Source organism: Mammaliicoccus sp. I-M35, from assembly GCF_022386455.1.
Lineage (GTDB): Bacteria > Bacillota > Bacilli > Staphylococcales > Staphylococcaceae > Mammaliicoccus > Mammaliicoccus sciuri_A.
In genome coordinates this window covers 15,586-36,107 of the sequence record NZ_JAJNIL010000001.1, presented here as the reverse complement: position 1 = coordinate 36,107, position 20,522 = coordinate 15,586, and the positions used below count along the sequence as shown (strand labels likewise).

Genomic DNA, 20,522 nt, shown 5'->3' with positions numbered 1-20,522 from the left:
TACTTTAGTAAAACAATACATTGCGCTTAAAAATGAATATATTTATCATTCAAGTTTATAATAGGATACTATAAGTTTTACTTATGTATTTTCAAATATACATAATTTTTAGTTATTAATTGATAATGATTATCAACTATATATAAAAATAGGCTGAGACATCAATTTGTCTCAGCCTATCACTTATATTAATCTTCCATTTCTCTTGCTAAACGACGTTGTTCTTTTAATTCTTGTTCATATTCTCGTTTAGATTTTTCTACATATTCTTTCATACGATGCTTATTCGGTGTAATCGATAATCCAAGATATTTTCTTTCTTGGTTTGCATCTTTATAGAAAGCGACAATCATCATAATGATAATGAAACTAAACGGGAATGCTGAAATGATTGCTGCTGATTGTAATGCATTTAATCCAGTATCTCCACCAGATAATAATAGTACGAATGCAATAAGTGATTGTGCAACACCCCATACAATCTTCACTCTACCTGATGGTTCTAATGATCCATAAGTTGTCTGCATACCTAAAACGAATGTAGCAGAGTCTGCAGAAGTTATAAAGAATGTACATATTAATGCTAATGCAATAATTGATAGAATCGCACCCATTGGTAATTCATTAAATACACCAAATAATTGAGTTTCAGTAGTCATTTTGAAGACTTCTGGTGCCTTCTTACCTACTTCAATACCTGTTACACCAAATACACTGAACCAAATAAAGCTAATGATTGTTGGTACAAGCATAACACCTAAAATAAACTCACGAATTGAACGTCCTCTAGAAACGCGGGCAATGAATATACCTACGAATGGACTCCAACTCATCCACCAACCCCAATAATAAAGTGTCCATGAATTTAACCATTCACTCTTTTGAGGATTTAATGGTGCTACATCAAAACTATTGAATAAGAATGAATCGAATAGCGCACCTGTTGATGATGTAAACATATTTGCAATTAAAATTGTTGGACCGATAATTAAAGTGACAATAAGTAATAGTGAAGCTAAAACAATATTTAAGTTACTTAAATATTGGATACCTTTACTTAGCCCACTCCATGCACTCATTAAGAATAAAATCGTTACAATAACGATGATGATACCTTGTATAACGATATTATTTGGGATTCCAAATAAATATTCTAATCCACCATTGATCTGTAAAGCACCCATACCTAATGATACGGCAACCCCTACAACAGTTGCGAATACTGATAACACATCAATAATGATACCTATAGGACCATCAACTCTATCACCTAAAATTGGTCTTAATGTTTTAGATAATAAACCAGGTTCACCTTTTCTAAATTGAGAATATGCTAACGCTAAAGCAACTACTCCGTAAATTGCCCAAGCATGGAAACCCCAATGTAAGAATGTAGAACGCATTGATTCAGTCATCGCTGCTTTCGTCTCTGGATCAGCATTCGGTGGTGAAACAAAGTGAGACATTGGTTCAGCTGCACCGTAGAATACAAGTCCGATACCCATACCAGCACTGAATAACATTGCAAACCAAGAAATTGTATTAAATTCTGGTTTATCATGTGGTCTACCTAATTTTAACTTTCCAATTGGGCTAAATATAATGAAAACACAGAAAAATACCATACCAATTGTAATAATCATGTAATACCAACCAAAGTATTTTGAAATCCATGCACTGATATTACCAGTTATCTCACCAAACTGAGTTGGAAAAATAACACCAAGTGCAACAATGATTGCAACAACTATGGCACTAATTGTAAAAACATTTGAAACTTTTCTTCCATTTGGATACGTTGGAATATTGGCCATTATAATTCTCCTTTCAAAATAACAAACTTTAAATTATGTATTCCCGTTTTAACTTATTTTATTCGTGATATTTTCAAATAAGTGATATATGAAAACAGCAACATTCAACACTTTAACAAATATTACACCTAAAATCAAATTGACTATTTCTTTTTATGCCATATTCATGTATGATAAAATTCGATAAGGAGGTGTTTAATATGTCATTATTAAAAGAATTTAAAGACTTTGCTTTGCAAGGTAACGTTTTAGATTTAGCAATCGCCGTTGTTATTGGTGCTGCCTTTAACAAAATTGTTACATCTTTAGTTGAGAACGTCATAATGCCACTTATTGGTTTAATTTTTGGAGAAGTAGACTTCGCTGAAAAATGGTCATTAATGGGTATCAAATACGGTCTATTCATCCAATCTATCATTGACTTCTTAATCGTCGCATTCGCACTATTTGTATTCATCAAAATTGCAAATACTGTTATGAAAAAAGGCGAAGAAGAAGAAGAAGTTGACGAACAAACTGTATTACTTACAGAAATCCGCGACGCTTTACGCGAAAAGTAAGTTTTACATATTTAAAAAACCATCGATTATTGATTGTTCAATAATCGATGGTTTTTTTGATATCTTTATTAATCTTCAATTGGACCTTCTTCTACTAATGTTTTAACATCAGCTACAATTTCTGATTTAGGGAATTTTTTATCCCCAGCATCCTGTCCGCTATATGATTTAATGATTTTTCCATTCTGATCTATTAAATAGAAACTTGTACCATGTGTAACTTGTGTACTACCTTTTGGTGGTGGCGCCACGATTGATTTAAAGTTATCTTGTGCGTATTGTTTAATAAATTTAAAATCATAATTTGTTAATAACGTCCATTTGTTATCTGGTACATTATATTGTTTAACGTAATCTTTAAGTTTTTTCGGTGTATCATTTTCTGGATCTACACTAAAACTTAATACCCCATAATTTTTAACGCCATCTTTTTCAAGTTGATCAATAACAGTACTCATATTATATGTCATTGGTGGACAAACTGTTTCACAATTCGTAAAGATAAAATCAGCTATATACACTTTCCCTTTCATATCTTTTTGTGAAAATTTATGACCGTCTTGATCAGTTACATTGAATGACTGCATTTTATTGCCAAATTGACTGTCCGGTTCAATCGCATTATTACTACATGCACTCATTATCATCATCATACTTGCAACCAATATTAGAAATATTCCCTTTTTCATCCTAACACTCCCATAACTCTGTTAGTTAAAATATATCAAATAAAAATCACTACTTAAATACACAATTTAATCTATTTATGTCTTTGATGTGTCATTCAATTATTTGAGAATGCTGTTGTACTTAAAAATCCATTCTTGTTTACATTTAAAATGGTAGGAATTCTTGTCTTTAATTCAGATACGTGAGAAATAATACCTACTAAACGACCGGACATTTGTATATTAACGAGTGTATCGAGCGCAGTTTCTAAAGTTTCAGCATCTAACGTACCAAATCCTTCATCAATAAACATCGATTCTAAATGGATAGCACCCGCTTCTTGCTGCACAACATTCGACAATCCTATCGCTAATGACAACGACGCTTGGAATGTTTCTCCTCCTGATAATGACGTAATATGTCTCGTTCTATTCGAAAATCTATCAAACACTTCAATTTCCAAACCACTTAATCCTTGTGATTTCTCTTTTCTACGCACGAGTTGATAACGATTATTTGTCATTTTAAGAAAATGTCTATTTGCATTATCTAATATATGGTTTAAATAATAAATCAGCACATAGTTCTCCAATGATAATTTCTGGCTATTCTTCCCATTCATCGTTCTCGATAAATCAATCATTTCTTCTTGTTCTTTAAGGTCTTGATTAATCTTATCTATCACATTAAGAATCGCTTTAGATTTTTGATCATTTTGTTCAACCTTCAATTGAAGTTGATTCAATTGTTTAACTAAATTGTTTAGAGAATCTTTAGCACTTACTAATTGTTCTTCTGTATTAGCGATATCAGGCATTTCTTGATCTTTTACCTTTTTACTAAGCTCTTTAACGACCGCTTCAACTTCTATATACTTTTTGTCATATTGCTGAGCACTTTCTTCTAATCGATCAATATCCTCTACTTGTAACAACAATTCATCTAACTGAGCATATGTTGAAATGTCATGTTTGCTCATTTCAGTACTTAAATAGTCTTTTGTAGATTTAATTTGTTCTTCAATCATAGATAAACGTTCTTTAACCGTAGCATGTTGCATTTGTAATGTTTGCTTATCTTTTTGATATTGTTCTTGTTGTTCGTTCAATTGTTTCATACTTTGATCAAATTTAGATAATGTTTGTTCTAATTTATTCACTCGTTCAACAAATGATGATACTTCATTATATCCCGTCTCTTTATTAAAGTACGCTAAATCATTTTCATATGTCGATACTTTATGATTTAAATCATTTAATTGTAATGTGTGTTCTGTCATTTGCTTTTCTGCATCGCTTATTTCTTTTTTTAGATGTTGAATATGCTGACGATTCTCTTGATATGTTTTTAAAGTACTCACTACTTGTTCAAGTCTTTCATTCAATGATGCTATATCCTTTTGTACATCTTTAACATCACTTAACTTGTTTAATTGTTCATTCGTTAAATTAATTCTTTCTTGATAAGTCGTAATGTGTTGATTCACTTCTTGTAACTGCTGTTCCACTTCTAATTGCTTCTCTTTTTCTTGTTTTAAGCTTTCAAAATCAACATCTCCATTAATTGTTTCTATAATCGATCCACATATAGGACAATCCTCACCTTTATGAACATGCTTTTGAATTTTCAATATTTCATCTTCCACATTCAATATATCAAACGTCTTTTCGGCATCTTTATGTTGTTCGAGTGATGTTTTTTCATTTTCATATTCTACTAATTGACGATTATATGCTTGTATTTTCTCTTCTAATGCTTGTTTATCTGCATACAGCTTTTGTGTTGTTTCTAGACCTTGTAATGTTAACTTCATTGTTTCTTGTTCTTTTAATTGTGTTTGCTCATCTTGTTCGTCATATGTTATTTGTCCAAGCTTAGTATGAAGTTCATCTGTTTCTTGCTTATTTTGTTCAATTGCCTTTTTTAAAGTTTCTTGTTTTTCTTGTTGTTTCATTATGTCTTGTTCTGCTTCTATATATTTTTCAATATTTACTTTTATATGCTTCGTATTTTGAACAAATGCTCTATATTCTTCAATTTGTTCATGTTCTTTATGCAGATCATTTATTTGTTGTACGATAGTTTCTAATTTTTGCGCATTGTCACTTATTTGTTTTTGAAGTACTTCTTCATTTTGTAATTCGTTTGTATGGTTGATTTCCTTATCTTTAAGTTGATGATATTGATAAGTTAAAGACTGTACACTTTTTAAGTATTTGACTTGTTTCTTTAAATCATTGATTTCTTTTTCTTCACTTTTCAACTGATTTAATTCTGCTTCTTTAACTTTTAACGTTTCAAAGTTTTCTTTTAATGTCTTCTCTCTTTCAAAGACACTTTCAATTTCACTAACTTGTTGCTGTTGTTTAGATTTCAAATCTGTTAGTTCTTTTAACTTTTCTTGTCCTACCGCTTCATATGACGATAATGCCTCTTGAATCACTTTATAACGATAGCCTTCAACTTGTTTATGTTCTTGTAACGTTTCATCATCAAAATCATGCATATCATTTATATACTGTGTGATTTTTTGATAGTGACTTTCGATTAGTGCAATTTCTTTCTTCATTTCTAGTTCTAATTGTTCTTGTAACTTCTCAAAACGATTACTATCGAATAGTGTTCTTAATATACTTCTTTTATCTGTGCTGTTCGATACGAGAAACTGTTTGAATTCACCTTGTGGAAGAATCAATATTTGTCTAAACTGTTTAACATTCATATGTAATAATGCTTTTAAATAATCATTACTGGTATTAATACTTTTCGTTTCTAATGACCACTTATCATTTACTTTTTTATAAACTTCAACTGTCGCATTCGTTGGGTTTTTATTACCTTCTTTAATGTATTTCACAGTTCTAACGACGCTATATTGCTCATTTTTAATTTCGAATTCAAATTCTACTTTTGTTGGTAACTTAGGATCAGCAAAATGGCTTCGTAAATCAACTTCTTCACGCGATTCTGTCGATGTCTTACCAAACAAAGCATAAACCATCGCATCAAAGATCATCGTCTTTCCTGACCCTGTCTTACCACATATTAAAAACAATTGTGATTTAGATAAATGTGTAAAATCCACTTGCTCATTTATAAATGGTCCAAAATATTGCATCTTTAATAATAAAGGTCTCATCTTATTCTTGTGCCCCCTTATTTAAATCATTTTCTAACAATGCGATAATTTTCTCTCTTTTTATACCTTCTAACGGTTCACCCGTTACATGATCGTAAAAAGATTCAATAATCTCTAGATCCGTCAAAGTATGAACATCTACATCTATTTCATCATTTGCAACTTCATAATCTTGCCTAGATATTTGAAGTGTGTTCGGATATATACTTCTTATCTTCATAAGCGGATCTGTCACATGGTCCATATCAGATAATTTAAAGTGAAAATAGTCTTCACGATTTTTTATGTCTAATTTTTCATGTATGACATCTTCATAGCTTGCTTGTATCACTTGAAATGCTCTTCTAGGTTCTATTGGTATAAATGACTGTTTAAATGATTTATGACCAAAATCAAATAGTCTATATCCTTTAGCTTGGTTTGCCTCTGAAAATGAATATTGCATTGGCGTTCCAGAGTAAAATATGTAATCGGACTGTATTGCAAATGGGTGATGTAAATGCCCTAATAATACAGCGTCGAATATATCAAAGGTTTGCGCACTGACTGTTTCTATAGTCCCAATAGATAAAGGTCTTTCAGAGTCTGTCGATTCACCACCAGCAACGAATAAATGACCTATTAAAATATTCGTTTCATCTTCGTTTATAACTTCTTTCATTTTATTAACAATAAATTCAGTCGCTTCTTGATGTGTATGAATATCTTTTACTTCAAATACATGTCTAATATCAGCAGGTGTAAAGTAAGGCATCACGTATATATTGACATCATTGACTTTAATAGGTTCAAGTAACTGATCGTATCCTGTTATAATTTTTAAACCTGTTTTTTCAAACCATCTTTCTCCGTAATTTAAACGCTCTTTACCATCATGATTACCACTTATGGCTATAATTGGCGTGTTAAGTTCTAAATTGATTGTTGAAAGTGCATCTTCAAGTACAACCATTGCCTCTTTATTAGGATAGTGTAAGTCATATAAATCACCGCTAATCACGACAATATCTGGTTGATGTTCTTTAATTGCATCGAATAATTTTGAAAGTATAAACTTTTGATCTTCTATTAAGGATTGACCATTTATGGTTTTACCAATGTGCCAATCAGCAGTATGTAAAATTTTCATTTTATAGCTCCTTTTATAATATTTATTAGACAGGTTGAAACGCTTCATTTATACTAAATCTAAGGAGTGATTTCATTGAGTAACGCATTTATATTTTTTATTATTTTATGGTGCATCGTATTTATTTCGTTACTTGCAATCGGTGGATTCTTTATGTTTCGTAAATTCTTAAAACGTATGCCTAAAGATAATGGTATGAGTGAACTTGATTGGCAAGACTACTACATTAATAAAGCTTTACCATTATGGAATGATGAAGCGCGTAGTTTATTAAACGAACTCGTTTCACCTGTTCCAGAATTATTTAGGGATGTTGCGAAAGAAAAGATAGGTGGTCGTGTTTCTAAAATTGCATTAGAAGAACATGCCACAACAATCGAACTTGACCATATCATGAGAGGATATATCGTAGCAACACCAAAAAGAGATCACAAATTCATGAAGAAAAAGCTAACCGAACTTAATATAGATTATACACCATATTTAAAATTGTTCGAATTAGCTGATGATGAGAAGAATAAATTTTCTATCTTTGATCATAGAGAAGAAATTTCAAATGCAAAAACAACGCACACTCAATAATTGAGATGTGCGTTGTTTTTTTAATTTACAATTGGCATACGGTCTTTTAATTTTTTATATTTAACATACATAGCAATTCTCCAAGGTACAATCATACTAAATGCAAGTAAGAAAAACATACCTGCTAATTGACCCGGATCGATTGAATCACTTAAGAAAAATTTACCGACTGATCTAATGATTAATAACGATATTAAAATAACCGGAAATAATTTAGAACGTTTCATATAAATTTCTGTTCCTTTAACTTCAAAGTTAGAAGTAAAGATAAGAAATAGAGAAAAGAACAATCCAACTAAAATTGCTTCTATAATTTCACTGCCATTTAATCTAAAGTACGGAACAACATACATCAATGCACCTGTAGCCATAAAAAATGGCGGTAATACAATCTTTTTAGCATTCGTTGGATAATTTTGTGCTTTCATTCTAACAACAATAACTGCCAATCCCATTAAAGCTGCTATTACAAATGAAAAAAGGAAATACATATCTAAAACCCCTTATAAGTACGAAATATCAATAATATTTAATTTAAACCTAATGATTGGAAGAATATCGTGATCTCCGTTAATAAATCAAAGAACAATAATATTCCCATAATTATCATAATTATACCACCAAACTTCATGATAGCAACATTGTACTTTTTAATAATTTGTAATTTAGTTATAAAGAATGTCAGTACGAAAAATGGAATGCTGAATCCTAATACATATAACAACATATAAAGTAATGCTTGTGATGAATTAGTAGCAGCCAACGTACCAATCGCTGCAATAATCGGACCATTACAAGGTGTCCATCCTGCAGCAAATGCCATACCTATAAGAAAAGTACCTATATAACCTGTGGGTTTCGTCTTGAAATTTATTTTACGGTCTTTCATTAAAAATTGAGGTTGGAATACACCTAATATAATGAGACCAAATACTATAATAATAATGGCACCTAATTGCCTGATTAACGTTTGGTAATTAATCAACATACCAGAAATATATCCTATACCCATTCCAAGTATCATATATATAACACTAAATCCAAGCAAAAAGATAATCGTATGTAAAATTGCATTACGACTAAGTCCTTTAGTTTTGATGTCGTCATAACTCATGCCTGTTATATAAGAAATAAACGCTGGATAAATAGGTAATACGCAAGGAGATACGAAACTTAATATGCCTGCACCAAAAGCTACAAATACTGTGATTTCCACAATGATCCCCCTCTCACTCATATTCTATTTTATCAAATAACAATTAAGTTAAAACACCTTTATTTGAACAATAAGTGAAAACTTAAACAAAATAAGAAACGAGCCTTAGACTATTGTATACGTCTGAGACTCGTTTAAAAATATCACGGTTATACGTTTTATTTTTACTTATGATTAATATAAGATTATTTAATTTTTTGATCCATATTCTTATTCATCATTGTCATCATTTGATTAATTTTCTTTTGAGATGGTTTTTGACCCATTTGCATCATCATCATACGTAACATTTCTTCGTTAATTGGTGGATTCTTTTTCAAGTAATCCATCATATATTTACGTGCAAGGAAGAATCCAAGTGCAAGCCCACCGATTAATGCCACGACGATTAATAATATTGCTAACCACGTTGCCATTATTTCACCCACTTTCTGTATCCTATAAAAGTTTACTAAATTCATTACATTTTATCAAGATGAAACTTAATGTTTAAAATGAAAAAGCCTCAGCCAAGTTTCTTGGATGAGGCTTTTTTAACATTCTTTAGAAGCTTAATACTTGGTTTAATACATTTTCTTTTGTAAATCCGTATTTTTCAACTACTAAGTCGCCAGGCGCACTTGCACCGAATGTATCAATTGTAATGACTTTACCTTCAAGGCCAACATATTTATGCCAACCTAGAGAAGATGCCATTTCGATAGCTACACGTTTTGTGATTGATGCTGGTAATACTGATGCTTTATATTCAGCATCTTGTTGATCAAATGCATGCCAGTTAGGTAATGATACAACTTGTACACCTTTACCTTGTGCTTCGATATCTTTAGCTGCATCTACAGCTAATGAAACTTCAGAACCAGATGCGATTAATAAGTATTCAGGTTCGATTTCAGAACGATATACGACATATCCGCCTTTACGAACGCCTTCTTCTAATACTGATTCTTCAACATCTAAAGCTGTTAAGTTTTGTCTTGTTAACACTAAAGCTGTTGGTGTTGTTTCAGATTCTAAAGCTACTTTCCATGCTACTCTTGTTTCATTACCATCTGCAGGGCGAATAACGTTTAAGTTAGGAATCGCTCTTAATCCGGCTAATTGTTCAACTGGTTCATGTGTTGGACCATCTTCACCGACAGCAATTGAATCATGTGTGAATACAAATGTTGAAGGTACACCCATGATTGCTGAAAGTCTTACAGCCGGTTTCAAGTAGTCACTGAATACGAAGAATGTTGCACCATATGGTTTAACACCACCGTGAACTGCCATACCATTAACTGCAGCAGCCATACCGAATTCACGAACACCAAACCAAACGTTACGTCCTTCTGGAGTTTCGCTACTAAAGTCAGCTTCACCTTTAACATTTGATTTGTTTGAAGATGCTAAGTCAGCTGAACCACCAAAGAATGCAGGTACTGATTTACTTAATGCTTGAATCACTTCACCTGAATCCGCACGTGTTGCACTGCTATTTCCAGCTTCATAAACTGGTAATTCTTTATCGTAATCAACTGGTAATTCATTAGAAATAGCTTGTTTAAATGCTTGTCCTAATTCAGGATATTCATTTGTATATGCTTCAACTAATTTTTCCCAAGCTGCTTCGTCTTCATTTGCACGTTTAAGCATTGTTTCACTGAAGATATCATATACTTCTTGAGGTACATTAAAGCGTTTAGAAGGATCTAAACCGTATGCTTTTAATGCTAATTCACGTTCTTCTTCACCTAATGGAGCACCATGCACGCCATTAGTACCCGCTTTGTTAGGCGCACCATAACCGATAACTGTTTTAACTTCGATTAATGTTGGACCTTCTAATGTTTTCGCTTCAGTAATCGCTTTATCAATAGCTTCTAAGTCATTACCGTCTTCAACTAAGATATAGCTCCAACCATATGATGTGAATCTTTCTTTAACATTTTCAGAGAATGCTTTATTTAATTCACCATCTAATGAAATATCATTAGAATCATATAAAGTGATTAATTTATCAAGGTTTAAGTGACCTGCTAATGAAGCTGCTTCATGAGAAATACCTTCCATTAAGTCACCATCACTTGCTAAAACATATGTGTAATGATCTACTACATCGTATTTATCTTTATTAAATTTACCTGCTAAGTGTTTTTCAGCCATTGCCATACCAACACTCATTGCAAAACCTTGTCCTAAAGGTCCTGTTGTAACTTCTACACCATCAGTATGTCTAAATTCTGGATGTCCAGGTGTTTTAGAATCCCATTGTCTGAAGTTCTTCACTTCTTCAAGTTCTAAACTACCTGAAACGTGTAATAAACTATATAGTAATGCAGAACCATGTCCAGCAGATAATACAAAACGGTCTCTATTAAAATAGTTCTTAGATTGAGGATTGAAATTTAAATGCTTAGTCCATAATGCATATGCCATAGGCGCAGCACCCATTGGTAAACCAGGATGTCCTGAGTTAGCTGCTTCAATAGCATCTATACTTAAAGCACGGATTGAATCTACTGCAAGTTGATCTTTTTCGTTAAACATAAATGTAGTCTCCTTTATTCTTGTAATCCCTTTTCATTATACATGAAATTTTTTCAAAAATTAATTATTATTACTTAATTTTTACTTACTTTCTTATATTATTATTTTTTTGAATTTCTTTTACCTTATCAGGAGTTACATCATTACCTTCTGGATCTATGATTTTAGTATTCTCGATTGTATTTTTAAAATTACCGCGGAAAGCTTGTAAATACTCAGCACGTAATTTTGATTGTTCTTTAGCTTCACTATCTGTTAAACCTTCAGATTTCTTTTTGTTCGCTAATTCATTGATTCTATCTATTTTTGCTTTTTCTAGCATAATATCCCCACTTTCTTTATACATAAAAGATACCAAAAAACACGAGTAAATCCAAATGGATTTACTCGTGTTTAAATTCAATCTATTGACCCTACTAATGTATTGGAATCAGATATATGGTTATGTTGTTTATCGCTTTGTTGTTTAATTTGATGATCGGTCATTTCGTACGTTTGTTCTGTATTATAAAGATCATTAGACTGAGCTAAATATAAATATCCAATTAATAGAGTCATTAAGAATACTGCTATATACACTAATACTGTCTTCTTAATTGTAATTGTCATACTCAATTCCTCCTAGAACGTTTGTTTGTATTATCATAATAACAGAACAACTGTTCGTAGTCAATAAAAATACGAACAAATGTTTGTTCAAAGGAAACGTATGTGCTATAATAAATTTAAATAATTAATTGGGAGCGTGCGACTATGAAAGAATTAACTAAACGTCAATCTGAAATATATCAATTCATCAAACATATAGTACAAACGAAAGGCTATCCGCCTAGCGTACGTGAAATTGGTTTAGCAGTCGGCTTAGCGTCAAGCTCTACAGTACATGGTCATTTATCAAGACTAGAAGAAAAGGGCTACATTAAACGTGATCCAACTAAACCGCGAGCTATAGAAATTACAGAAACAGTTGGAGAGAACATTAACCAAGAGAACACCATTCACGTTCCAGTTATCGGTAAAGTTACAGCAGGTATACCTATTACGGCTGTAGAGAATGTAGAGGAATACTTCCCATTACCAGCACATTTCACATCAACACATAATAGCAATATCTTTATATTAGATGTTGTCGGTGATAGTATGATCGAAGCTGGTATACTAGACGGCGATAAAGTAATCGTACGTAGTCAATCAATCGCTGAGAATGGTGATATCATAGTTGCAATGACAGAAGACGATGAAGCTACTGTTAAACGTTTTTACAAAGAAGAAACGCGATATAGACTTCAACCAGAGAACAGTACAATGGAACCTATTTATTTAGATAACGTTACAGTATTAGGTAAAGTTGTTGGATTATTTAGAGAAATGTAACATAACAAAAAGGAGATGCGATTGCATCTCCTTTTTTCATATTCCCTTTATCGAGTTCTTTCTTTACTTGTCATATATTTATGATACATCTTTTTTATTTAATAATTCTTTAATACGTTCTAAGACATCTAAATCTTTTCGTTTTATTTCTTTATTTTCCATGTAAAACTACCCCTTTATATGTTATTTCACCAATCAAAATTACTAGAAACAACATGTGTTAAACATTTAAGGAAATATGAAATATTGACTTTTCTCGATTTAATTATATCAACGTTGATAAGATAATATCATTTATCTCTTTTCTATTGTTGCGTGATGTAGTTCTCCGTCCAATATGGCTGTAATTCTTCGCCGATATCAACACCTACACCTAATTCTTTATAATCTTTATTTAAAATGTTTTTTCTATGTCCAAGTGAATTCATAAGACCATGATGTGCATATATACTACTGATTTGACCATAAGCCAAGTTTTCCCCAGCAGTAACATAATTAAAACCATCTCGATCTAATCTATCAAATGGAGACATACCTTGTTTGTTATTATGATCAAAATAATCATTATTCACCATGTCTTGACTATGCTTTCTTGCAGTTTCACTAACACGCTCATTATAAGCTAATGTAGGTAGTCCAAACTGTACGCGTTCAGCATTTACAAGATCAAAGCTTTGTAATTCTAAAGCTTTTTTGTATTCATCAGAAGCTGCATGATACTGATTCGTTCGTTTATCTTCAGTTGATGATGCAATCTGCATGATACCTTTAATTTGATTATTTTCATGTTTATCATAAAACACGGTTGTATAGATGTTATCAAATTTGAAAACATCATAATCTTCATCATTTTGTATGAGTTTCACTTTGTCTTTTTCTATTGCTTTTTCAGGTTCTCCAAGTATAGAACGAACTTTATCTTTGTTCATTTTACTTGTGATACCTTTTTTAGAAGTTATAAGGTCTTGGTTTGTATATAAACCAGTTACTTTGTCATGATCATAACTTACCATCACAAATTCATGATAGTCGTTATGATACACATGCCATTTCTCGTTATATTCATTAGCAGTTATACGCTTAGGTTTACCAAGTTTCTTTTCTACTTCATTCTTTGTTTGATTGATTTGAATATTATTAATCGCAAATTCTTGGTCATCTGGTGTCTTCAGTTCAACTTTCTTAGCTGTTTCTTCGTGTTGTAATCCTTGTTGAACGTTCAATACTTTTTGCCCAATTTGTCTAGACAAATCTGATTCTGGGACTGGCTTGATAAGTGTTAAGCATAATAGCAACATAAATAAAAAGAATACTTTTCTCAAGTCGTCACCTCACTTGTTTTAGCCGCGATCACTGTCACCATTAAATATTGAATTACGAACAATTACATAGTCTACTTTTGTAATAGAATGTAGATCTTTTCCACCTGCATAAGAAATAGAACTTTGTAAATCTTGTTCGATTTCAATTAACGTATCTTTTAGAGAGCCTTTATGTTCAACAAACATCTTTTTACCCTCTACATTTTTACGTTCACCTTTTTGAAATTCAGATGCACTACCGAAATACTCTTTATATAGTTTACCTTCTAATTCAACTGTTTCACCTGGAGATTCTTCGTGCGCAGCAAATAATGAACCAACCATTACCATACTTGCACCGAATCTAATAGATTTAGCAATATCACCATTTGTTCTAATACCACCATCAGCGATCATTGGTTTTCTAGCAGCTTTGCTACAAGCGTTAATTGCAGCTAATTGCCATCCACCAGTACCAAATCCAGTTTTAATTTTTGTAATACATACTCTACCTGGTCCGATACCAACTTTAGTTGCGTCAGCACCCGCATTTTCAAGTTCACGAACACCCTCAGGCGTACCAACATTACCTGCAATTACAAATGATTCAGGAATATGTTGTTTAATATGTTTAATCATTCTAATAACTTGCTCAGAATGACCGTGTGCAATATCTATTGTTATATATTCAGGAACAAGCCCTTCATTAGAAAGTTGTTCTATAAAAGTATATTCATTGTCTTTAACACCTACAGAAATTGAGGCGAATAAGTTTTGGCTTTGCATTTTTTTGATAAATGGAATACGTCCTTCTTCATCAAAACGATGCATGATATAAAAATAATCATTACTAGCAAACCATTCAGCTAGTTCTTCATTCATGACTGTTTGCATATTTGCAGGTACTACTGGTAATTTAAATGTCTTTGGACCAAATTTTACAGTAGTATCACATTCAGAACGGCTTTCTACTATACATTTATTTGGTATTAACTGTACATCTTCATAATCAAAAATTTTCATATCAATAACCTCTTTCACAACTATTAATAATAATCCATTAGTTACTATACATGGTTAAGTAGTAAAAGTAAACGAAATAATACTATAAATGTTATTTATTTAGAGCTTTATCAAAAGTTTTGATATTTTCTTCCATTAAAGACTGATATGAAATATTTTTTTGTTTGGCTTCATCTTTAGTTAATACTTCTAAATTATGAAATTTTAGCGGTTTACTTTTCGTATCTTTCTTTATAATATCTGTCATTTTTGAACTAACATTTTGTTCATATAAAATATATGGTGATTTCGAGTTGTTAATATCTTTAATGATTTCTAATATTTCTTTTTGAGTTGGTTCTTCATTATTCATGCCTGTGACACCTTTTTGTTTAAAATGATATCTGTTAGCTAAATAACCTAGAGAATCATGAGAAATAAATACTGTGTCTCTTTTTGTATCTTTCGTTACGTTTTGTAAACTTTCATCAATCTCGTTTATATCTTTAATGAGGTTTTGATAATTTTTTTGATAATATTCTTTATGCTCAGGATCCTTTTGTACAAGTTTATCTTTAATAGATTTCGCCGCTTCTTTATTGACAATTGGATCCAACCAAATATGAGGATCGTTATCACTTTCTTCCCCTTCGTGCTCATGTTCATGCTCTTCTTCACCGTGTTCATGATGATGTTCTAAAATATGACTTTCTTTCAAATTAGCTACTGCTTCTAATTTGTGATCATCATTTTTAATAGTAGAACTAATTTTTTTAGCTACTGGATCTAATTCATTTGAAGAATATATAAACAAATCACTTTTAGCAATATTAAGCATTTCTTTTTGTGTTGGCTCATAATTATGTAAATCCGTACCACTTGGGTAAATTGAATTTGCATCTACATATTTTCCACCAATTTGTTTTGCAAAGCTTTCATATGGAAAGTTTGTTGCATAAATTTTAATTTTGTCGTCTTTAGATGTTTCGGTGTTACAACCTGAAAGTATCAGTCCAATCGTTAGTAACGTACCAACTATAATATATATTTTTTTCATATTTTAACTCCTACGTTATTAATTGTTTTAATTATAACAATATACGCTTTTACACATCATATCGCAATTATATAATACACATATTTTTGCATTGAAAACTCATTTGTATTATGCTAAAATTATAAAACGTAACGATTACTGAATAGAAAGGCTGATGAACATGCGTGTCAATATCACGTTAGCATGTACTGAATGTGGCGACAGAAATTATATTACAACTAAAAACAAACGTACAAATCCTGAACGTATTGAAATGAAAAAATACTGTCCAAGATTAGGTCGTCACACTTTACACCGCGAAACTAAATAATTTCTTATTTTATAAGAAAATATACGACAAAGAAGTCAATTCATACATTTGAAATGACTTCTATTTTTTTATACTATCGCTTTATGACTTTAAAGCATTTATGCGTTAAAAGTTTTTGTTGCTTATTTACTGAAATACTAATAAAATAATATGTATATTTTATTTACAGATAAATTGTACTATTAGAAAGCAAGGTGAATTATATGGAAGAAATGAAACGAGGATTAAAGACTAGGCACATATCAATGATCGCTATTGGTGGTTCAATTGGTACTGGTTTATTTATGGCCAGTGGTGCAGTCATCACTCAAGCAGGACCTGGTGGTGCACTTATAGCTTATTCTATTATTGGTGTTATGCTCTACTTTTTAATGACAGCTATAGGAGAACTTGCAACTTTTTATCCAGTTTCTGGGTCATTTAGTGCATACTCAAGTAGATTTATAGATCCATCAGCAGGATTTACTGTTGGTTGGCTTTATTGGGTGATTTGGGCTCTTGTAACAAGCGTCGATATATTAACTGCAGCAAAAATTATTACATACTGGGATATATTCCAAAGTATTAACCCGTTTGTATGGAGCATTATTTTCTTAGTTATTCTATTCTTATTAAATGCATTTACTGTTAAAGCATTTGGTGAAGCTGAATATTGGTTAAGTTTTATTAAAGTCGCGACTATTATCATCTTCTTAATAGTTGGTGTACTTGTGATATTTGGAATCTTAGGCGGTAATGAACCATTAGGATTATCAAACTTCACTTATAAAGAAGCACCATTCGTAAATGGTATTTCTGGTTTCTTAGGCGTACTACTTGTTGCTGGATTTAGCTTCGGTGGTACAGAAGTAGTAGCCGTAACAGCTGGTGAATCTGAAAATCCTAAAGAATCCATGCCAAAAGCAATTAGACAAGTATTCTGGAGAATTTTATTATTTTATATTTTAGCAATCGCTGTGATTGCAGCAATTATTCCATATACTGATCCATTGTTATTAAATAAATCAAACACTGTAACACAAAGTCCTTTTACAATCGTATTTGATAGAGTTGGTATAGCATTCGCCGCTTCAATTATTAATGCAGTTATTTTAACAGCACTTATTTCAGCTGGTAACTCAGGTTTATATGCTACAAGTAGATTACTTTACTCACTTGCTCAACATAAGCAAGCACCTAAGTTTATCAATAACTTAAATAGAAACAATATGCCATTCGTTTCATTATGTGTCACAATCGTATTAATATTCGTGTCAATCGTATATGCAACAATTAACGCTGATGGTTATTATAGATTATTGAATATGTTAGGCGCACTTGTTACTTTAGTTTGGCTTATGAGTATAATCAGTCATATTCGATTAAGAATGGCTATTAAGAAACAAGGCAATTCAGCGACAGATACACTAGAATATAAAGCACCTTTATATCCATTAGGACCAATCATCGTAATCGCTGTAATAGCATTCTTATTAATCGGTCAATCATTTGATAGCATTATGACATTGAACTTCCCAGTATTAATCGAATCATTCTTACCGATTATATTAGGTTTCGTAGTATACTTTATTCATAAATTCACAACGAAATCAAAAATTATCAAACTAGAAGACATCGATTTAACAAAACACCAATATAAGAAATAATTATTAAAAGCGCCACTCAAGTTGATTGAGTGGCGTTATTTTTATTTTGTATTTTGTTTGTATATGCTTGTCTTATTTACACTTTGACCTAGTTTTGTTATTAACGGCTTCCTTAGTTACAATTCGCTCGACTTTTTTTACTATAGCACCCCTTAGTTACACTTCCAGCTACTTTTGTTACTATTGCCGTTCTTAGTTACAATTCCACCGACTTTTGTTACTATAGCACCTCTTAGTTACAATTCCACCGACTTTTGTAATGATAAACTCTATACAAAATATCATTCCCCTAATCCCGAACTACCTCATTCAAAACATTTATAAAAATTTGCTAACTATAATCTACTTTTTCATATTGCAATATATATAGTATAATAAATATTAATGATAATTTTAGAATAAAGAAGGTGTAAATATGACAGGTCAAACAAATTTATTTGATGATGTTATGGAACAAGATGAACGTTTTGTCATTGTTGTTCAAAGTATTTATGACACACATGCTCAACTCGTTAAGAAAACACTTAGAGAATATACAAGTTTAACTCGGGAACAGATGCAATCATTATTTGATCATCTTAAAGATTTATATTTAAATGAACCATTTGAAGAGAATCAAGCATTTTTTGATATTACTGTTTATACGAACCAAGACTATGCAGCGGACCAAATTTATGCGCATATTAAGAGAAAGAAATTCAGCCATGAATGGACGCACACAAGTAAATAAAGGAGTAATCACATGTCCCAAGTAAGTAAAGTTTTTCCTTTAGATAATGAACAGCAAGTTGAAGTGAAAGTTAAAGAAAATAGATTTGATTTTGAAATAGATGAAATGCTCGCAATTACACAAGAAGAACATTCAGAATTTCCATTTATACCTGTATCTCCATGTTTAGGATATTCTAGAGGGTTATATCCAGAACATCCTTTACTCGTTGGTTTATTGTTAGGATTCTTATATCATGAATCTTTAACAGGCGAAACGGATGAACGCATTCAAACGATTGCTAAAGCTATTAATAGTAAAAATCGCAGTAAAATGATTCAAGCTTTAAATATGGTTGAATCAAATAAACTTGGTCACTATCCACCAACGAGATTTCTAGGTTTAAGTGAACGTGCTGCCAATTTAGGACAATCGATTTTTAGTTTATTTGATGATGATGTGATGTTCTTAGCTTCTACACGAGATAAGATTATTTCTCATCCACCATTATTAGATCATAGCGATATTGTTGACCCTCAAGAACGTTTATTTTTCTATACGAAAGATAAAGACTTTTTCGATAATGATGAACGTGTCGCAATCATTGATAATCATTTATTAAATGGTAATTCTGTACTAAATCTCATTAAAAAGATTTATGATAAATGTCCTGAAAGAGAAACATTTACTGTATTAACACCTATTGATTTAAGATCTCAAAGTGTTAAAGAAGCATTTTCAAGTTTGGAAAAATCTTTAAATATTAAAATCAACATCATTTCACTCATGTCATTTGATGTAGAAATCACAGCTATTGAGCATGAAACGAAAGATTTAATTCAAAATGAACTACTAGATAATCAAAAACATGAGACGAAAGTTCAATATTACTCTTTAAGAAATGTCATCAATGATCATTTCATTGTAAAAGCTCAAAACATGCTACGTGATGGTACGATTCACGATAATCCATACTTTATTTCAACAGGAAGATTTACTTTAAATGGTAAAGAACAACAAGTTTCTGAAGACCTGTTTCAACGTATGGGAGAATTATTGAATGACTTTTTAGATGATTCACCTAAATTCGTCATTGGTATAGGAGAATTCATGTACGTTCCACTTCAAATTGCTCGTTATTTACCTGGTAAAGAAATACGTGTACAAGGTACAACACGCTTTAATTTCGATTCTAGTACATTAAGACATTCTAATAAAAAGATTAGTTTTATGTCGCCTTTAGAAAGAACAATCACTCATTATTTATATAATTTAGAGATTGATCAATACGAACAAATCATCGTATTTGTTGAAAGACTAAGACATAAAACTGAAATTGATGATATTGTACAACAATTAAAAATACTTGGGGCAAAATCAATTCTCGTAATTGAAATGACTTCAATTGCGTTTAATGAAGATCGTCACGAATAATAAAAAGCAGCTCAAATCTTAAATTTTAAGGTTTGAACTGCTTTATTT

The 20,522-nt window shown here is 31.4% G+C and carries 20 protein-coding genes; 7 read left to right on the top strand and 13 right to left on the bottom strand.

Annotation, left to right across the window (positions count from 1 at the left end):
• Positions 1–188: 188 nt before the first annotated feature.
• The gene (locus tag LQ679_RS00200; RefSeq protein WP_126477035.1) at positions 189–1,814 is read right to left on the bottom strand and encodes a glycine betaine uptake BCCT transporter; all 1,626 of its coding nucleotides are present in this window, start codon (positions 1,812–1,814) and stop codon (positions 189–191) included.
• A gap of 200 nt (positions 1,815–2,014) precedes the next feature.
• On the opposite strand from LQ679_RS00200, the gene mscL reads away from it, so the two are divergent.
• The gene (mscL, locus tag LQ679_RS00195; RefSeq protein WP_025905918.1) at positions 2,015–2,374 is read left to right on the top strand and encodes a large conductance mechanosensitive channel protein MscL; all 360 of its coding nucleotides are present in this window, start codon (positions 2,015–2,017) and stop codon (positions 2,372–2,374) included.
• Between the two features lie 68 nt (positions 2,375–2,442).
• Here the strand turns inward: mscL and LQ679_RS00190 are convergent, their stop codons facing one another.
• The 3 genes from LQ679_RS00190 to sbcD form a co-directional block, all read right to left on the bottom strand.
• On the bottom strand, positions 2,443–3,063 hold the full coding sequence (locus LQ679_RS00190) for an SCO family protein (protein ID WP_126477037.1): 621 nt from the start codon (positions 3,061–3,063) through the stop codon (positions 2,443–2,445).
• A gap of 95 nt (positions 3,064–3,158) precedes the next feature.
• Positions 3,159–6,182, bottom strand: a complete 3,024-nt coding sequence (gene sbcC, locus LQ679_RS00185; RefSeq protein ID WP_239761907.1) for an exonuclease subunit SbcC — start codon at positions 6,180–6,182, stop codon at positions 3,159–3,161.
• Between the two features lies 1 nt (position 6,183).
• On the bottom strand, positions 6,184–7,311 hold the full coding sequence (sbcD, locus tag LQ679_RS00180) for an exonuclease subunit SbcD (protein ID WP_126477040.1): 1,128 nt from the start codon (positions 7,309–7,311) through the stop codon (positions 6,184–6,186).
• 75 nt (positions 7,312–7,386) lie between these two features.
• Between sbcD and LQ679_RS00175 the strand changes: the two genes are divergently transcribed.
• Positions 7,387–7,893: a DUF2621 family protein gene (locus tag LQ679_RS00175; RefSeq protein WP_025905909.1), complete on the top strand. Its 507-nt coding sequence runs from the start codon at positions 7,387–7,389 to the stop codon at positions 7,891–7,893.
• Positions 7,894–7,913: 20 nt separating this feature from the next.
• On the opposite strand, the gene LQ679_RS00170 is transcribed toward LQ679_RS00175, so the two are convergent.
• The 6 genes from LQ679_RS00170 to sosA all read right to left on the bottom strand — a co-directional run bounded on the left by LQ679_RS00170 (position 7,914) and on the right by sosA (position 12,250).
• On the bottom strand, positions 7,914–8,384 hold the full coding sequence (locus LQ679_RS00170; RefSeq protein ID WP_037587925.1) for a CcdC family protein: 471 nt from the start codon (positions 8,382–8,384) through the stop codon (positions 7,914–7,916).
• 38 nt (positions 8,385–8,422) lie between these two features.
• A complete protein-coding gene (locus LQ679_RS00165) occupies positions 8,423–9,109 on the bottom strand; it encodes a cytochrome c biogenesis CcdA family protein (RefSeq protein ID WP_078104443.1) in 687 nt (228 codons plus the stop codon).
• 185 nt (positions 9,110–9,294) lie between these two features.
• A complete protein-coding gene (locus LQ679_RS00160; RefSeq protein ID WP_025905903.1) occupies positions 9,295–9,525 on the bottom strand; it encodes a YneF family protein in 231 nt (76 codons plus the stop codon).
• Positions 9,526–9,652: 127 nt separating this feature from the next.
• Complete coding sequence (gene tkt, locus LQ679_RS00155; RefSeq protein ID WP_049318962.1) at positions 9,653–11,641, bottom strand: transketolase; 1,989 nt, start codon at positions 11,639–11,641, stop codon at positions 9,653–9,655.
• An 85-nt stretch (positions 11,642–11,726) separates the two neighbouring features.
• On the bottom strand, positions 11,727–11,963 hold the full coding sequence (locus tag LQ679_RS00150) for a DUF896 domain-containing protein (RefSeq protein ID WP_239761906.1): 237 nt from the start codon (positions 11,961–11,963) through the stop codon (positions 11,727–11,729).
• 77 nt (positions 11,964–12,040) lie between these two features.
• Positions 12,041–12,250, bottom strand: coding sequence for a DNA damage-induced cell division inhibitor SosA (gene sosA / locus LQ679_RS00145; RefSeq protein ID WP_025905898.1), 210 nt, complete (start codon positions 12,248–12,250; stop codon positions 12,041–12,043).
• 144 nt (positions 12,251–12,394) lie between these two features.
• Here sosA and lexA point away from each other — a divergent pair, with 144 nt between their 5' ends.
• On the top strand, positions 12,395–13,015 hold the full coding sequence (gene lexA, locus LQ679_RS00140; RefSeq protein ID WP_025905896.1) for a transcriptional repressor LexA: 621 nt from the start codon (positions 12,395–12,397) through the stop codon (positions 13,013–13,015).
• Between the two features lie 305 nt (positions 13,016–13,320).
• Here lexA and LQ679_RS00135 read toward each other — a convergent pair whose 3' ends face one another.
• From LQ679_RS00135 to LQ679_RS00125, 3 genes are all read right to left on the bottom strand, one after another.
• Positions 13,321–14,337 (bottom strand): CAP domain-containing protein, encoded by a 1,017-nt coding sequence (locus tag LQ679_RS00135; protein ID WP_239761905.1) that lies wholly within the window; start codon positions 14,335–14,337, stop codon positions 13,321–13,323.
• Between the two features lie 18 nt (positions 14,338–14,355).
• Positions 14,356–15,339 carry a GMP reductase gene (guaC, locus tag LQ679_RS00130; RefSeq protein WP_025905892.1) on the bottom strand — a complete coding sequence of 328 codons (984 nt, stop codon included), beginning with the start codon at positions 15,337–15,339 and terminating at the stop codon, positions 14,356–14,358.
• Between the two features lie 91 nt (positions 15,340–15,430).
• Complete coding sequence (locus LQ679_RS00125; RefSeq protein ID WP_239761904.1) at positions 15,431–16,375, bottom strand: metal ABC transporter solute-binding protein, Zn/Mn family; 945 nt, start codon at positions 16,373–16,375, stop codon at positions 15,431–15,433.
• Positions 16,376–16,535: 160 nt separating this feature from the next.
• Between LQ679_RS00125 and rpmG the strand changes: the two genes are divergently transcribed.
• The 4 genes from rpmG to LQ679_RS00105 all read left to right on the top strand — a co-directional run bounded on the left by rpmG (position 16,536) and on the right by LQ679_RS00105 (position 20,474).
• On the top strand, positions 16,536–16,685 hold the full coding sequence (gene rpmG, locus LQ679_RS00120) for a 50S ribosomal protein L33 (RefSeq protein WP_049318964.1): 150 nt from the start codon (positions 16,536–16,538) through the stop codon (positions 16,683–16,685).
• A gap of 203 nt (positions 16,686–16,888) precedes the next feature.
• On the top strand, positions 16,889–18,331 hold the full coding sequence (locus LQ679_RS00115) for an amino acid permease (RefSeq protein ID WP_239761903.1): 1,443 nt from the start codon (positions 16,889–16,891) through the stop codon (positions 18,329–18,331).
• Between the two features lie 415 nt (positions 18,332–18,746).
• Positions 18,747–19,061, top strand: coding sequence for a hypothetical protein (locus tag LQ679_RS00110; RefSeq protein WP_025905885.1), 315 nt, complete (start codon positions 18,747–18,749; stop codon positions 19,059–19,061).
• A gap of 12 nt (positions 19,062–19,073) precedes the next feature.
• Positions 19,074–20,474, top strand: a complete 1,401-nt coding sequence (locus LQ679_RS00105) for a phosphoribosyltransferase domain-containing protein (RefSeq protein WP_239761902.1) — start codon at positions 19,074–19,076, stop codon at positions 20,472–20,474.
• The last annotated feature ends 48 nt before the right edge of the window (positions 20,475–20,522 follow it).

Bases quoted from the DNA above. Each gene is read 5' to 3' on its own strand.
- LQ679_RS00150 (WP_239761906.1), bottom strand. From the start codon at position 11,963: ATGCTAGAAAAAGCAAAAATAGATAGAATCAATGAATTAGCGAACAAA.
- rpmG (WP_049318964.1), top strand. From the start codon at position 16,536: ATGCGTGTCAATATCACGTTAGCATGTACTGAATGTGGCGACAGAAAT.
- lexA (WP_025905896.1), top strand. From the start codon at position 12,395: ATGAAAGAATTAACTAAACGTCAATCTGAAATATATCAATTCATCAAA.
- sbcC (WP_239761907.1), bottom strand. From the start codon at position 6,182: ATGAGACCTTTATTATTAAAGATGCAATATTTTGGACCATTTATAAAT.
- LQ679_RS00115 (WP_239761903.1), top strand. From the start codon at position 16,889: ATGGAAGAAATGAAACGAGGATTAAAGACTAGGCACATATCAATGATC.
- guaC (WP_025905892.1), bottom strand. From the start codon at position 15,339: ATGAAAATTTTTGATTATGAAGATGTACAGTTAATACCAAATAAATGT.
- LQ679_RS00110 (WP_025905885.1), top strand. From the start codon at position 18,747: ATGACAGGTCAAACAAATTTATTTGATGATGTTATGGAACAAGATGAA.
- LQ679_RS00200 (WP_126477035.1), bottom strand. From the start codon at position 1,814: ATGGCCAATATTCCAACGTATCCAAATGGAAGAAAAGTTTCAAATGTT.
- LQ679_RS00190 (WP_126477037.1), bottom strand. From the start codon at position 3,063: ATGAAAAAGGGAATATTTCTAATATTGGTTGCAAGTATGATGATGATA.
- LQ679_RS00105 (WP_239761902.1), top strand. From the start codon at position 19,074: ATGTCCCAAGTAAGTAAAGTTTTTCCTTTAGATAATGAACAGCAAGTT.
- tkt (WP_049318962.1), bottom strand. From the start codon at position 11,641: ATGTTTAACGAAAAAGATCAACTTGCAGTAGATTCAATCCGTGCTTTA.
- LQ679_RS00125 (WP_239761904.1), bottom strand. From the start codon at position 16,375: ATGAAAAAAATATATATTATAGTTGGTACGTTACTAACGATTGGACTG.
- LQ679_RS00170 (WP_037587925.1), bottom strand. From the start codon at position 8,384: ATGTATTTCCTTTTTTCATTTGTAATAGCAGCTTTAATGGGATTGGCA.
- sbcD (WP_126477040.1), bottom strand. From the start codon at position 7,311: ATGAAAATTTTACATACTGCTGATTGGCACATTGGTAAAACCATAAAT.
- LQ679_RS00160 (WP_025905903.1), bottom strand. From the start codon at position 9,525: ATGGCAACGTGGTTAGCAATATTATTAATCGTCGTGGCATTAATCGGT.
- mscL (WP_025905918.1), top strand. From the start codon at position 2,015: ATGTCATTATTAAAAGAATTTAAAGACTTTGCTTTGCAAGGTAACGTT.
- sosA (WP_025905898.1), bottom strand. From the start codon at position 12,250: ATGACAATTACAATTAAGAAGACAGTATTAGTGTATATAGCAGTATTC.